General features: G+C 66.9%; 16 protein-coding genes and 1 tRNA gene. 5 read left to right on the top strand and 12 right to left on the bottom strand.

The features are described 5' to 3' along the window. From AC1DZY_RS08420 to AC1DZY_RS08405, 4 genes are all read right to left on the bottom strand, one after another. A complete protein-coding gene (locus tag AC1DZY_RS08420; RefSeq protein ID WP_476819642.1) occupies positions 1 to 1,080 on the bottom strand; it encodes an OmpA family protein in 1,080 nt (359 codons plus the stop codon). A gap of 272 nt (positions 1,081 to 1,352) precedes the next feature. After that, the gene (locus tag AC1DZY_RS08415) at positions 1,353 to 1,841 is read right to left on the bottom strand and encodes a DUF1178 family protein (RefSeq protein WP_476819641.1); all 489 of its coding nucleotides are present in this window, start codon (positions 1,839 to 1,841) and stop codon (positions 1,353 to 1,355) included. A gap of 88 nt (positions 1,842 to 1,929) precedes the next feature. Continuing rightward, positions 1,930 to 2,187: a glutaredoxin 3 gene (grxC, locus tag AC1DZY_RS08410; protein WP_476819640.1), complete on the bottom strand. Its 258-nt coding sequence runs from the start codon at positions 2,185 to 2,187 to the stop codon at positions 1,930 to 1,932. Positions 2,188 to 2,232: 45 nt separating this feature from the next. Further along, positions 2,233 to 3,033, bottom strand: a complete 801-nt coding sequence (locus AC1DZY_RS08405; protein WP_476819639.1) for a ComF family protein — start codon at positions 3,031 to 3,033, stop codon at positions 2,233 to 2,235. A 189-nt stretch (positions 3,034 to 3,222) separates the two neighbouring features. Here AC1DZY_RS08405 and AC1DZY_RS08400 point away from each other — a divergent pair, with 189 nt between their 5' ends. Both AC1DZY_RS08400 and AC1DZY_RS08395 read left to right on the top strand, forming a co-directional pair. Beyond that, entirely contained in the window at positions 3,223 to 4,332 is a 1,110-nt protein-coding gene (locus AC1DZY_RS08400) for an alkene reductase (RefSeq protein ID WP_476819638.1), read from the top strand. A gap of 132 nt (positions 4,333 to 4,464) precedes the next feature. Beyond that, positions 4,465 to 4,539 (top strand) — tRNA-Glu (locus AC1DZY_RS08395). A gap of 380 nt (positions 4,540 to 4,919) precedes the next feature. Here the strand turns inward: AC1DZY_RS08395 and AC1DZY_RS08390 are convergent. Then, positions 4,920 to 5,099, bottom strand: a complete 180-nt coding sequence (locus tag AC1DZY_RS08390) for a hypothetical protein (RefSeq protein ID WP_476819637.1) — start codon at positions 5,097 to 5,099, stop codon at positions 4,920 to 4,922. Positions 5,100 to 5,268: 169 nt separating this feature from the next. On the opposite strand from AC1DZY_RS08390, the gene AC1DZY_RS08385 reads away from it, so the two are divergent. Beyond that, positions 5,269 to 5,538 (top strand): hypothetical protein, encoded by a 270-nt coding sequence (locus tag AC1DZY_RS08385; protein ID WP_476819636.1) that lies wholly within the window; start codon positions 5,269 to 5,271, stop codon positions 5,536 to 5,538. Here AC1DZY_RS08385 and AC1DZY_RS08380 read toward each other — a convergent pair. Then, the gene (locus tag AC1DZY_RS08380; RefSeq protein ID WP_476819635.1) at positions 5,535 to 6,152 is read right to left on the bottom strand and encodes a DnaJ domain-containing protein; all 618 of its coding nucleotides are present in this window, start codon (positions 6,150 to 6,152) and stop codon (positions 5,535 to 5,537) included. The genes AC1DZY_RS08385 and AC1DZY_RS08380 overlap by 4 nt on opposite strands. A gap of 112 nt (positions 6,153 to 6,264) precedes the next feature. On the opposite strand from AC1DZY_RS08380, the gene AC1DZY_RS08375 reads away from it, so the two are divergent. Then, on the top strand, positions 6,265 to 6,537 hold the full coding sequence (locus tag AC1DZY_RS08375) for a BolA family protein (protein ID WP_476819634.1): 273 nt from the start codon (positions 6,265 to 6,267) through the stop codon (positions 6,535 to 6,537). Between the two features lie 3 nt (positions 6,538 to 6,540). Here the strand turns inward: AC1DZY_RS08375 and AC1DZY_RS08370 are convergent, their stop codons facing one another. From AC1DZY_RS08370 to AC1DZY_RS08345, 6 genes are all read right to left on the bottom strand, one after another. Continuing rightward, positions 6,541 to 6,939, bottom strand: a complete 399-nt coding sequence (locus tag AC1DZY_RS08370) for a type II toxin-antitoxin system VapC family toxin (RefSeq protein WP_476819633.1) — start codon at positions 6,937 to 6,939, stop codon at positions 6,541 to 6,543. Next, on the bottom strand, positions 6,940 to 7,173 hold the full coding sequence (locus AC1DZY_RS08365; RefSeq protein WP_476819632.1) for an AbrB/MazE/SpoVT family DNA-binding domain-containing protein: 234 nt from the start codon (positions 7,171 to 7,173) through the stop codon (positions 6,940 to 6,942). 60 nt (positions 7,174 to 7,233) lie between these two features. After that, positions 7,234 to 8,427: an MFS transporter gene (locus AC1DZY_RS08360; RefSeq protein WP_476819631.1), complete on the bottom strand. Its 1,194-nt coding sequence runs from the start codon at positions 8,425 to 8,427 to the stop codon at positions 7,234 to 7,236. A gap of 27 nt (positions 8,428 to 8,454) precedes the next feature. Then, on the bottom strand, positions 8,455 to 9,624 hold the full coding sequence (locus AC1DZY_RS08355) for an acetyl-CoA acetyltransferase (RefSeq protein WP_476819630.1): 1,170 nt from the start codon (positions 9,622 to 9,624) through the stop codon (positions 8,455 to 8,457). 171 nt (positions 9,625 to 9,795) lie between these two features. After that, positions 9,796 to 10,908, bottom strand: a complete 1,113-nt coding sequence (locus AC1DZY_RS08350; RefSeq protein ID WP_476819629.1) for a helix-turn-helix transcriptional regulator — start codon at positions 10,906 to 10,908, stop codon at positions 9,796 to 9,798. Between the two features lie 292 nt (positions 10,909 to 11,200). After that, complete coding sequence (locus tag AC1DZY_RS08345) at positions 11,201 to 12,124, bottom strand: EamA family transporter (RefSeq protein WP_476819628.1); 924 nt, start codon at positions 12,122 to 12,124, stop codon at positions 11,201 to 11,203. A 190-nt stretch (positions 12,125 to 12,314) separates the two neighbouring features. Between AC1DZY_RS08345 and AC1DZY_RS08340 the strand changes: the two genes are divergently transcribed. After that, positions 12,315 to 13,907 (top strand): D-alanyl-D-alanine carboxypeptidase family protein, encoded by a 1,593-nt coding sequence (locus AC1DZY_RS08340; protein WP_476819627.1) that lies wholly within the window; start codon positions 12,315 to 12,317, stop codon positions 13,905 to 13,907.

The raw sequence follows: 13,907 nt of genomic DNA, 5'->3' as shown, positions 1-13,907 counted from the left end.
TCAGTTCAGCTTGACCACCTCGACACGCCGGTTCCTGGCGCGGCCGTCCTCGGCATCATTGGCCGCTGTCGGTGCGATCATGCCGGCGCCTGCCGCGCGCAGGCGCTTTGGATCGACCTTGTAGCTCGCCGAGAGCGCCTTGATCACCGCGTCGGCGCGGCGTCGCGACAGGTCGATATTGTAGTCGAACCCACCCTGGTTGTCGGTATGGCCGACGATCAGCACCGCGAGCTTGGGATCGCCTTTGAGCAAAGCTGCGATCTCGGCAAGCGCAGGATCGGATTCAGGCTTGAGATCGGCCTTGGCGGTGTCGAACAGGATTCCGTAAAGCGCGATGCGGCCGGTCGCGCCGATGCTGCGCGCCATCTCCTCGGCCTTGACCGTGGTCATCTTGCGCTCGCGCGGGCGCGGCTCGACGATATGGACGACGGCGACGGTGCGCGCATTGAAGGCCTTGCAGTAGAGATCGTCGCGCAACTGGTAGGTCTGGACGGTGAGATACACCTCGCCATCCGCATGAGGCAGCTTTGCGGCGAGGAAGCGCTGGTCGGTGATCGAGCGCGTCAGGGCGCAGGCGCCGTTGGAGAAGGCTGCGTCCTTGAGCTGGCTCTCCTGCACGAAATACATCAGCAGGCTCGAATCGCCGCCGCCACCGCTCGACGAGCGTTCGGGATCGCCGCCGCAGCCTTCCGCCTTGCAGGTGAAGAGCACGGACCCGCCGGCCGCCTCGACCTCGTCCTGATAGTTGCGCAGAACCTCCAGCGGCGAGCGCTCGCCCGGCAGGATATAGGCCAGCCGGGTCATGCCGCCCTCGATTTCCTTCTCCTGTTTCGGCAGGTGCACGACGTTGTTGCTGGCGTCGCGCCGCTTGTCGGGGTCGACCGGTTCCAGCCGCGACAGCGGCACCTTGAAGTCGGTGAAGGCGACGCGCTCATAGCTGACGATGAAGGAGCCGGCATAACGCTTCAGCAGCGGGCTGTCCTTGGCCCCGGCGATGTCCCTGGTCGGGATCGTCGCGTCCGCGGCCGCCCCCGAGACGAAGGCCAGCGACAACAGGCATGCGGCGATCAGGCGATTCATCGGGCGGCTCCAGCGTCGGTCGGGCATGACGTTCCGATGCGAGCCCGGCGAATGCAAGGGCGAGGGTACTTAAAGCCAGGGCGATCGCATTTCACCCTCAGCCCTCATCCTGAGGAGCGCTTCCGCAGGAAGCGCGTCTCGAAGGACGCTCCAGAGGGCGTTTCCAGCGCAGACTGGAGCATCCTTCGAGACGCAGCCTGCGGCTGCTCCTCAGGATGAGGGCTCGAAAAATCGAAATGCGATGCCCCTGCGTGCGAAAGCGCTCCGGCCGATTAATTCCGCGCGCCCGGCAGTCCCGGCAGCGGCATGAACTCGACGCCTTCCTCATGCAGCATGCGGGCGTCCTCGGGCGTCGCCTCGCCATAGATGGCGCGTCCGTCGCTTTCGCCGTGATGGATCTTCAGCGCCTCCTGCGCGAAGCGCTTGCCGACATGCTCGGCGTTCTCCGCGACATGGGCATGCAGCGCCACCAGCATCTGCCGGAAGGCGACTTCCTTCTCACCCATCAGCGCAACCGGCGCGGTCTCGGTCGTCACGGCGACCTCCTGCGCGGGCTGCGCTTGCGGTTGCGCCTCGATACCGCCGCGCGCCCGGTCGGTGCGGGCGACATTGGGCGCCATGATCGCACGTTCGGTCTTGACGCTGTTGCAGGCCGGGCAGGCGACGAAGCCGCGCCGCACCTGCTCCTCGAAGCTCGCGGAACTGGAAAACCAGCTCTCGAACTCGTGGCCGCTGTCGCAGATGAGGGCGTAATGGATCATGTCTGCTCGGATCGGGGGGCGCCGGAACGCGAGTCCAGCACGTAATCCCTCTCAAATCCTTTGCAAGCGTCGCGCGACCAGCGCGCCTTCATGCCGCCAGCAACTTGTCGAGCTCGCCGCGCGCATCGAGCGCATGAATGTCGTCGGAGCCGCCGACATGTTTTTCGCCGATGAAGATCTGCGGCACCGAGGTGCGTCCGCCGGCCCGCGCCGTCATCGCCTGGCGCAGCTCGGGCCTGCCGTCGACATCGATCTCCTCGAAGGCGACGCCCTTCTTGTCCAGCAGCGACTTCGCCGCCTTGCAATAGGGGCACCAGGAGGTGGTGTAGATCGTGACCGGAGGCATGGCGGCGTCCATCGTGTTGCACTGCATCGACTATGTAGTGTGCGCTCAGCCATCCGTCACCACCCGCGCGAAGGTCAGCACGTCGACATGGGTCGCGCCGGCCCGCAGCAAGGCGCGCGAGGCGGCGTTCACCGTCGAGCCCGTCGTCAGCACGTCATCGACGAGCAGGACGCGCCGGCCCTCGACCTGCGGCCTTGCGGCAGGCGGCACCCTGAACGCGCCCTGCAAATTGTCGGCGCGCTGCGCCCGCGTCAGCCCGACCTGCTGGCGCGTCCGCTTGACGCGCGCAAGCGCCACCGGCGCGAGCGGAACGCCGCCGAGCTTCGCGACGATCCCGGCCAAAGCCGTCGCCTGGTTGAAACGCCGGGTCCAGAGCCGCGTGCGATGCAACGGCACCGGCACGATGATCGCAGCGTCGGCGATGAGCTCGCGTCCGGCCTGATGCATCATCCGCCCGAGCGTCAGCGCAAGCTCCAGCCGGTCGCCATATTTCAGCCGATGGACCAGATCGCGCGCCGTGCCGTCGAAGCGGCAGACGGCGCGCGCCCGCTCGAACACCGGCGGATCGGCGATCGCGGCCGGCGACAACAGCCCCGCACCGAGATCGAACGCAAATGGCGTCCCCAGCCGCTCGCAATAAGGCCGCTCGATGAAGCCGATGCCCGACCAGCAGCGCGCGCACAGCGCCTGCGCCTCACCCACCGCCTGGTGGCAGGCGATGCAACTCGGCGGATAGACCACCCCGATCGCGGCGCTCCAGCCTGCGCTTAACGCATCGCGCCCCCGTCTCAGCAGGATGCGCGAGGATTTCTCTCTCCCGGACGCCGCCTGCTCGATATCGTTCATCTCCGGATCGCCCCGAAAACGCAGGATGTGTTCCGGGCCGCGAAAGTCGTCTCGGTCAGACCTGCCATCTCAGCGGACCATGCCTATCTACCCCTGCGGATTGCATGACATGCTGGCGTCAAGAACCCTGTCATGCCGCCAACGCGGGCCTTCCGCCCGCATCCGTCACGACCCTGAGGATAGACCACAATGAGCCATTCCGGCGACACCCTGCCCGCTCTGTTCACGCCGCTGCGCATCGGCGACATCGAACTCAAGAACCGCATCGTCATGGCGCCGCTGACGCGCAACCGCGCGACGCATGGCAATGACGCGCCCAACGCGCTGAACGTCGAATATTACCGCCAGCGCGCCGGCGCGGGGCTGATCATCACCGAGGGCACGCAGGTCTCCCAGCAGGGCCAGGGCTATGCCTGGACGCCGGGCATGTACAGCCAGCAGCAGCTCGTCGGCTGGCGCGCGATCACCGATGCCGTTCATGCGGAAGGCGGCAAGATCGCGGCCCAGCTCTGGCATGTCGGGCGCGTCAGCCATGTCTCGCTCCAGCCCGACAACCAGCCGCCGGTCGGCCCCTCCGCCCTGCAGGCAAAGACCAAGACCTATATCGAGAGCGGCTTCGCCGAGGTCTCGACACCGCGCGAACTCGCCCTCGACGAGATTCCGGGCGTCATCAGCGAGTTCGTCGCGGCAGCAGAGAACGCCAAGGCGGCCGGCTTCGACGGCATCGAACTGCACGGCGCCAACGGCTACCTGATCGACCAGTTCCTGCGCGACGGCTCCAATACGCGCGCAGACGCCTATGGCGGCTCGATCGAGAACCGCGTCCGTTTTGCGCTCGAGGTCGTCGAGGCGGTGAGCAAGGTCTTTCCGAAGGGCAGGATCGGCATCCGGATCTCGCCGGTCAGCCCGGCCAACGACTCGCGCGATTCCGATCCGCAGGCGTTGTTCACGCATCTCGCGAGCAAGCTCGGCGAGGCCGGCATCGCATTCCTCCACGTCGTCGAAGGGGCGACGGGCGGGGCGCGGGACAACCTGCCCTTCGACTACGGCGCGCTGCGCAAGGCCTTCAAGGGCGTCTATATCGCCAATAACGGCTATACCCGCGACCTCGCCATCGAAGCGGTTTCGCAGGACCGGGCCGATGCGATCGCCTTCGGGAAGGCGTTCATCGCCAATCCCGACCTCGTCGAACGGCTGCGGCTCGACGCGCCGCTGAACGCGCCCGTGGTCGAGACTTTCTATGGCGGCGGCGCCAAGGGCTACACCGACTATCCCGCACTCACCGAAGCGGCCGCCTGAGCTGACATCGCGCTGCACGGCGCCGCAATCCGGGACGGCGGGTCAACCCGCCGTCCCGGCTTCGCGTCGCTCCACGCAAAAACAGTTGCAGAGCGCCGGCTGGCCGATTACACAGCAGCCCTCTGCCGCGCTGCGCCCATCGTCTAGCGGTTAGGACGTCGCCCTCTCACGGCGAAAACCGGGGTTCGATTCCCCGTGGGCGCGCCATTCGGCGTGATTGCCTATGCCAAGGCGTCTCCAGATTCGAAACCGTGGCCGTCGTCGCTTGTCGCCGCCGCATGGGCGTGACGCGCGATCGCCAGAATTCTGCTCATTGAGGCGCCGGCGCGGGCCCTTGCGCGCGACGCCTCCCGCGGAGGCTTGCGGCCAGGGCTGCCGGCTTCGCCCAGGGCTTGCTCCCATAGCGCCATAGCGTCCGCCAGCGCCCGGATCGCTCGCCTTGCCTCGGGCGCATCGGCCCGCGCGGCCAGCGCCTCGCATTTCGCGAGCGCTTTCAGATAGTCGTCATCGCTTCTGACCATAGCCGGCGGACGGCTTTCTCCCGCGCAGGACGGGATGAAACAGGCGTTGACGCCTCTGGCCCGGACCTAGTTGCAGACGGTCGCGCTGCCGACTTTGCGGCAATGTTTCTTGCCGCTGTAATAGTCGGCCACCTGCACGCCGTTCGTGGAGCGGACGCCGGCCTTGTCGTTTGCGCCCGGCAACGCCGCCCAGGAGACCGCTGGCAAAACAATGGCGATGGAAGCCGCGAGAATGATCGAGTGCATGGCGTTTCCCCTTGAACGGTTGGTCCGACAGTTCGAGGTCTATCATTGACGCTACGGAAGGATAGCCCCTATTTGGGGGGATTGTCATGTGGCTTGCCGCACTGGAGCGCGCTACGTGTCCCGCCGCAATGGGCTCTTGCCCATTCGGTGACTCCTCCGGCAAATCGTTGTGGCCGACTTCGCCGCCCCGGACACCCCGATGGACCGCACGACACGCTGGCTGCACTGGATCGGTCTGGCCGTCTCGATTCCGCTCGCCGCTTTCGCGGTCTTTTGCATCGCCTCCGTTTCATCGGAAGAAGCGGGGCCGAGCGGCGCGTTCCTGTTCGCCTCGATGGCGGGGATTCTGGCCGGTCTCTGGTATGTGGCCTGCCGCGTCGTGGCGATCGTCCTGAGGCTGGCGAAGGGCGCCCTGCGGCGGGGACGCGGCGCTCGCTAGACCATCCCGACCGTCTTCAACTGCTGATACGCCTTCAGAATCTCGCGCAGCGTGTCCTCGCGCGAGCGGTCGCCGCCATTGGCGTCGGGGTGGAAGCGTTTCACTAGTTCCTTGTAGCGCGCCTTGATTGCGATCGAATCGGCGTTCTCGTCGAGACCGAGCGCCTCCAGCGCCTTGCGCGCGACGACGCCGACACGCGGTTCGGGCGTGGCCGCCTGCTGGGCGCGCCTTGCGCCGAAAATGTTGAAGGCGTCCTGCACATCGGGCTGCTCGCCGCCATTGGCCACGCGCCCGCGCTGCGCCATCCGCGCGGCCTTCGAGTTGACGCCGAGCTTCCAGGTCGGCCGATGGCCGATCTCCTCCTGCTTCTGGTAGGCGGCCAGCGCCTCGTCGTTCATGCCCTGAAAATAGTTGTAGGTCGCGTTGTAGGTCTTCACATGCTCCATGCAGAACAGGAAGAACTGGCCCTCGCGGCCACGACCCTTGGGCGCGCGGAATTCGCCGGCGCGCTTGCAGCCGGGATGGTCGCATGGCGTCGCATGCGTCTCCACGGGCGCTTCCGCCTCGGAAGGGCCGATCCTGATGCGGTCGAACAGGCGCGAGTTGATGTTCATCGTCGAATGGTTATGAGACCGGGAGGGACGACCGGCAAGTGCGGCGCAGCATGATCGGGCAGCGCAGCTCCGGCCGGGAGCCGGGTAACATCATCAGGACAGTGTCGCGATCATGACCGCAATGGCTGAACGGATCACGAAGAAGCTGGAGCAGGCGCTTTCGCCGCAGCGCCTGAACGTGATCGACGAATCGCATCAGCATCAGGGCCATGGCGGCTGGCGCGAAGGCGGCGAAACCCATTTCAGGGTCGATATCGTGTCGGAGGCCTTCTCCGGCAAGAGCCGGCTCGACCGGCACCGGCTGGTCAACGCCGCGCTGGCGCAGGAACTGGCCGACGGCGTCCACGCGCTGGCGATCGTGGCGCGGGGGCCGGGCGAGGGCTGAGCCTCAGGGCGCGATCAGTTCGACGGTGGGGAAATAGGTGCGATAGCGGCGCGGGTCGCGGGTCAGCAGCGGGATGCCGGCGACCGCCGCATGTGCGCCGATAAAGAAATCGGGCAGAACGCCGGTTCTGGCTCCGCCAGAAGCCCCATACTGGCGATAGACCTTGCCGGCGAGAAAAAGGCTGGAGCGTGGCGTTTCTCTTAACGTGAGACGAACCTGCCTCAAGACCTCGTCCACCGCATCCGTCGTCGGAAAGCGGACCGAGAGCTCCGCATACACAACGCCGTTGATGATCGACTGACCATCCTCGGCAAATTTCTCGATCTGCGCGGCGGACCAGGATGACCAGATGGGATCGTCGGTGACGATGTCGAGCAAGACATTGCTATCGACCAGAACCACTCAGTCTTCGCCTCTTGTCAGAGCCATGACCTCGTCCGTGCTCATGCCAGGCCCGGCAATCCCACGGATTTTCTGGATCCTCGTCGCAAAGCTGCGATCCGGCACCTTCTCGACAACGATCCGTCCGTCGGCGGCGACCGAGAACGAGACAGCGTTCCCGGGCTCGATCCCAAAAGCTATGCGGATGTCTCTTGGGATCGTCACCTGACCCTTACTGGTCACCGTGGTCGGCATGTCGCATCTCCGTATTACCAGTCAGCAGAAAAGTAATACCGACTGGATATGACGGCAAGCTCAGCCTGTCGCCTTCTCCGGCGTGAACGCATAAACCACCGCCGAGGCCAGCAGCAGACCGGCGAAGACCCAGTGCAGATTGGCGAAGGTCGAGGCCGCGTCGAGCCCGGCCGCGCGTTGCGAGGCGATGAACCAGCCCGACCCGGACTGGACCAGCGCCGCGCCCGCGATGAACAGGAAGTTCACAGCCGTCATGCCCCGCCCGAGCAGATGCGCGGGAAAGAAGATGCGCGCATGCGCCATCAGGATCGCATAGGTGAAGCCGACCGCGCCGATCAGCGCAAACAGCGCGATGGCGAGCGGCAAGGACGCCGCGCCAACCAGCGCCAGCAGCGCGAATGTCACCGCCGTCGCCACCGTGCCCCACAACACCAGCGGCTTGACCCGGCCGATGGCCTTTTCCAGCCCGCCATAGATGAACGCGCCCGCGACCATGGCGACCGCCATGGCGGTCGCGGCATTGCCGGCGACGACGCTGTCGAGCCCATGGACATCGCCCATGAACGGCGCGATCCAGAGGCCCCGCGCCGTCGCCAGGATTGCATAGGCGGTGAGCGTGATCGGCGCGAGCAACCAGAGCGGCTTCAGCCTGACGATGCTGGCGAGTCCCTCGATCACCCCGACGGCCTTGCCTGACGCCTGTTCGGCGCGCGGCGGATCGCGGATCAGCGCGGCGGCGAGCAGCGTCGCCACGGCGAAGGCGCCGGCCATGACGAGCATGGACGGCCGCCAGCCATAGCGCGCAGCCGCGATGGCCAGCGGCGCCGCGCCGACGAGATTGCCAAGCGAGCCAAGCCCGATGAACACCGAGGTCAGGAAGGCAAATCGGCTCGGGGCGGCGGTACGGGCAAACAGGAACAGGCTCGCCATGAACACCGGCGCGCAGCCGATGCCGATCAGCGCCATGGCGAGTGTGCCGGTCGCGGCGCTGCCCGCATAGGCGAACAGGAATGCCCCGGCCGCTCCCACCGCCATCGCGACGGACACCGTGCGGCGCGGCCCGAGCCGGTCGAGCGCCCAGCCGACCGGGAACTGCGCCGCCGCGAACGCGATGAACCAGGCCGAGCCGAGGATACCGAGCTCGCGCGGACCCATCGCCAGATCCGCCATCAGCGACGTCGCGATGACGCTCAGGAACGAGCGGTAGAAGATCGAGAGGAAATAGGCCGGCAGCAGCGCGACGAAGACGGTCACGCTGGCATCACTCCACGCACGAATGCGTCACTTGATACGCTCCAGCACCGAGACATAATTCGCAACGGCCGCGCCGCCCATGTTGAAGATGCCGCCGAGCTTGGCGTCGTCGACCTGCATGCCCTCGGGCGCCTCGCCGACGAGTTGCATGGCGCTGAGCACATGCATCGACACGCCGGTCGCGCCGATCGGATGGCCCTTGGCCTTGAGGCCGCCGGAGACGTTGACCGGCAGCTTGCCGCCCTTCAGCGTCCAGCCTTCCTTGATCGCGCGCGCGCCGTCGCCTTCCTTGGTCAGGCCCATCGCCTCGTATTCGATCAGTTCGGCGATGGTGAAGCAGTCATGCGTCTCGACGAAGGAAAGATCGTCTAGCGTGATGCCGGCGGCGCTGAGTCCCTGCTTCCAGGCGAGCGCGCAGCCGTCGAATTTCAGGATATCGCGCTTCGACAGGGGCAGGAAATCCTGGACATGGGCCATGCCGCGAAAGCCGACGGCGCGGCGCATGCCCATCGCGGTCTCCTCGTCGGCGAGCACGATCGCCGCCGCCCCGTCCGAGACGAGCGAGCAGTCGGTGCGCTTCAGCGGCCCGGCGACGAAGGGGTTCTTCTCGCTCTCGTTACGGCAGAACTCGAAACCGAGATCCTTGCGCATCTGGGCATAGGGGTTCTCGACGCCGTTCTTGTGGTTCTTGGCGGCGATCATGGCGAGCGCATCGGATTGGTCGCCATGGCGCTGGAAATAGGACGCGGCGATCTGGCCGAAGACCCCGGCGAAACCGCCGGTCGTCTCGCCTTCCTCCTTGAGATAGGAGGCCTTGAGCAGGAACTTGCCGATATCGGCGGAGGGCGTCTTCGTCATCTGCTCGACGCCGACGACGAGCACGACCTTGGCAGCTCCGGCCTTGATCGCGCGCGCACCCTGATGGACGGCGGCCGAGCCGGTGGCGCAGGCGTTTTCGACGCGGGTGGTCGGCTTGAAGCGCAGCGCCGGATCGGCCTGCAACACCAGCGACGCCGTGAAATCCTGCATCGAGAAGCCGGCATTGTAATGCCCGAGCACGATCTCGTCGACCTGATCGGCGGTGATCCCGGCATCGACCAGCGCGTCGACGGCGACGCGCACGATCAGGCTCTCGATGGTTTCGGCATCCTGCTTGCCGAACGGCGTATGGGCCCAACCGACGATCGCAGCGCTCATGACATCTCTCCCGATTTCGATCTCGCAGTCGCGTTTCACCCTAATTGCTCTCGCCGACGGGCGCCCGCAAGCGGGCAACGGCGCATTTCAGCCGTGCAAGGACGGGCGGACCATCATGCGGACCGGCCAGCGCCATATCGGCGCGCGCAAGCGAATTGCGTGGCGAGACCGTCAGCGCGTCGACAACGGCAGCGAATGCATCTCGCGCACCGCCAGCACGAGCTGGCTCTGGCGTTCGATGCCCATCTTGCGGAAAGCCGATTTCAGATGGTCTCGCGCGGTGTTGACCGAGATGCCGAAGCGCAGCGCCGCCTCCTTGAGCGTTTCGCCGTCGGTCAGGGCCTTGGCGATGCGGGTTTCGGCCGAGGTCAGGCCATAGAGCACGCGCAGCAGATCGCCGGGCGTCACCTGCGGCGCGGAGCCGACGATGGCCGCAAGCCGTCCCGGTCCCGTCAGGGACCGCCAGGCGTGCCGCTCCGGCAATGGCAGCACGATGAAGCGCTGGACGGCCTCGCCCTCGCGCAGCTGCCAGATGCCCGCCTGCCCACCGACATCGCGCTCGTCCGTCGCGGCGCGCAGGGCGGCCGCAAGCTGCTCGCGCTCCCGCGGCACGCGGCTGGTCAGGCGCTGGTGCTGAAATACGATCAGACCGGTTTCGGCCAAACGTTCGGCCGCCGCATTCGCATAGACGACGCGGCCCGATGCCGTTGCGATCAGGATCGGGGCGCTGACGAGATCGAGCATGGCGGTCGCCGCGTCGCGCTCCGTGAGCAGGGTCGCAAGTTGCAGCGAGCGCTCCATATGCCGCGCCACCCGCAGCATGCGGCTTTTCTCGACATCGCCGAAGAACCCGATGCGGCGCGAGCGCATCACGGTGAAAGCGGCAAACGAGCCCTCGGGCGCAGCAAGCGCGCAGAACAGATGGCGGCGAATATCGAGACGGGACAGATAGTCGGCGACGATGCCGGTGCCGTCGAACCCTTCAGGCTCCATCTCGATGTCGCTGAAGACGCGCCCGAGCGCGTTGAGATAGACAAAGCGGCGCGGGTCGCGACCGCCATACTCGCGAATGAAGCGGTGCACGTCGTCGACATCGCGATTGGGCGTCAAGGCGTAGAAATGCTCGCCCGATGCGAGCTTGCGTTGGCGATCGGCCACGACGAGCTGCCCGACTTCGCCGCCGACATAGGCGCAGATGTCGGGCAAGGCCTCGACCCAATCGCGCGGGTCGCCCGAGCCGGCATGGATGCGATCGACGATGGCTTCGTAATGGGCTGCGCTCAACGTGCCATCCCTGTCTTGCTCCGCGATCCGAAACCGTAGGCCTGACCCCAGCTTCAACAATATACGGCGAAACCGGCCGAAAAACCAGCGTCTTGCTGAAGCCCCGCAAACAACAGCGGAGATGGCGGCTGAAATTGCCGCAATGTCCGCGCCCCTCTCCCGCAAGTGCAGGAGGCAGCGATCAGGGACAAACATGCTGGCATTGCTGGCCACGCCGGCACGCCCTCGCGTTCAACTGTACCGCTCCAGCGCTTCCAGTCATGCCGGCGCAATCGGACCGGGCCCGAAATCTTCAGATCGCGATCAGCAGCAGGGCTCCGACGCCGAGCACGATCATCGCCATGCCCAGCAGTTCGCGCCGGCTCGTGCCTTCCGAGAAGATTCGGCGCGAGGCGACCAGCGCCAGCGGCACCTCGATCAGCGCCAGCGTGCGGACATTGGCGGCACTCGTCAGCGAGAACCCGATGAACCAGCATTGCGACGCCGCCGCGCCGAGGAAGCCCGCAAAGAGCGAGCGTCGCCAGTTGCGCAGGCTCAAAACCAGAGCCGGCCGGTTCGCTGCCAGCATGTAGAGCGTCAGCAGCGCCGTCTGCATCGCCAGGCCGAGCGCCAGGATCGTGGTGGCGCGGATGAAGAAGGAGCCGTCGGGAAGGTTGGTGATGCCGCCGCGAAAGCCGACTGCCGACAGGGCAAAGAACGCGCCCGCGCTGACGCCCAGCACCGCCGGCTGCAGCCCGGCCTTGGAGAGCTTCTCGCCGGGTTTCCACGACACGACGACGACGCCGACCGTCGCGATCACGATCGCGGCGAATTTCGCCCAGCCCAGCGGGTCGCCCAGCAGCAACGCTCCGAAAATCGCGACCTGCACGGCTTCCGTCTTGGTGTAGGCGGTCGTCACGGCAAAGGAGCGCGCCCGCATCGCAGCCAGCATCAATCCGGTCGCGGCGACCTGCGTCGACGCGCCCCAGAGCGTATAGCCGAGCGTGCCGGCGTCGATCGACGGCGGCAGACGGTCCGACACCAGGCAGACCAGCAGCAGAAACACCAGCGCGAAGGGCAGCCCGAACAGGAAGCGCACCTGCGTCGCGCCAACCACGCCGATCACCTCGGTGAGCGAGCGCTGTGTCAGATTGCGCGCCGTCTGCAGCATCGAGGCGACAATGGTGGCGGGGATCCAGAGGAGGCTGAAGCTCAAGGGGCGGGTCCGGGCTTTCATGGCCGGGACGCAAGCCGGCCAGCGCGCTTTTGGACCGGCCGGGCCGACTAGGCAAATCGCTCCGCTGAGGGTAGGTATGCATCCACAGGCGGGCGAAAGCCTTAAGCCGTCTCGAAATTGCCGCACGCGTCGCGTTGAACCCCCAGCGTTCCCGTTACTCCGCGTCCTCACAGGTTCAAGACAAAGCCCGATGATCGCATCCCGCCTTGCCGCCGTGCTCGCTCTCGGTTTCTCCCTCGCCAGCCCCGCGCTTGCCGGCACCAGCCTCGTCATCGACGCCTCGACCGGCGACGTTTTGTCCAGCGAGAACGCCGGCCAGCCCTGGCACCCGGCCTCGACCACCAAGATGATGACGGCCTATCTCGCGCTGAAGGCTGTGCGCGAGCGCAGGCTCGGGCTGGAAACCGCCATTCCCGCTTCCAAGCGCGCCGCCAGCCAGCCCCGGGTCAAGGTCTACATCAAGGCCGGCCAGGAGATCACGCTCGACAACGCGCTGCGCATCATGATGGTCAAATCGGCCAACGACATCGCTTATGTCATCGCCGAAGGCGTCGGCGGCGACGTCGAGACCTTCGTCGGGATGATGAACGCCGAGGCCGCGCGGCTGGGCATGCGCGACACCCATTTCGTCAATCCCAATGGCTGGCACCATCCCGACCAGCAGGTCAGCGCGCGCGATCTCGCGATCCTGGCCATGGCCCTGATGCGCGAATTTCCCAATTATTCCGACTATTGGAACACGGCCTCGGTACAGCTCGGCAAGCAGGTGCTGAACAACACCAACGGTCTCGTCGGCCGCTATTCCGGCATCGGCGGCATGAAGACCGGCTTCGTCTGCGCCTCGGGCTTCAACGTGGTGGCGACTGCGACGCGCGGCGGCCGCACGCTCATCGCCGTCGTGCTCGGCGCTTTGTCGGGGTCCGAGCGCACGGTCAAGGCGGCTCAGCTGCTCGATGACGGCTTCGGCAAATGGGGCGGCCTCGGTTACAACGTCACCTCTCTGCCCTCCAGCGGCGGACGCGCCTACAGCATCTGTGACGATGTCCGCCGTAAGGGCGGCGGCGCGGCGCTCGCCGACGACGTCGATGTCGATGGACCGATCTCGGGCGTCAGCGCGACGGTCGGCGGCAATGCCGACGGCGCCAATGACCGCTTCCAGCTGTTCAGCGCGCAGCCGCGCGCCACCGGCGCGATGCTCTCCCGCTCGCCCTCGGGCAGGATCGTGCTCGGCCCCCGCGCCGAGACGACGCCGGTGCCCGTCGCCTTCGGACGGACGCCGGGTTCGGCCTCCGCGCCACTGGCCGCCAATGTTGTGGGCCGGGCCGACAGCCAGATCGCGCGCGGCGGGGCTCCCGTCGTCGCACCGGGCGCAGCCGTCACCGCAGGCGTACTCGGCAACGCGACGCCTGGCCTGTTCGGTACAGCCAGCGCCCGCACGGCTTCCGGTAATGGCGGCATTCCCGGCACGACCAGCGCCTTCGCACCGACGGGCGAGGCTGCGGCCCCCGAGGCCCCCGCCGGCGCACCGCTGCGACTGCAGGGCGCGATCCAGCCCGGCGCGGCGACGCCGAGCAGCCTGCGCCCGGGCGCGGCCGCCGGCATCAAGGCTGCGGCTCGCCCGCCCGCCCGGCCGCTGCTGGCCAAGCCGTCCAGCCAGAACGCCGGGCCCGACAAGGCCAAGGCCGCGGACAAGGCCAAGCCCTCACAGGCGGCGGTAAAGCCGCAGTCCGGAAAGCCCGCGCCGAAGATCAAGGCAAAGCCCAAGCCCAGCGACGACGCCTGA

The organism is Allobosea sp. P2_A10, from assembly GCF_056405115.1.
Note: the sequence above shows the minus strand (reverse complement) of the source record. Positions and strands in the feature narration are given on the sequence as shown.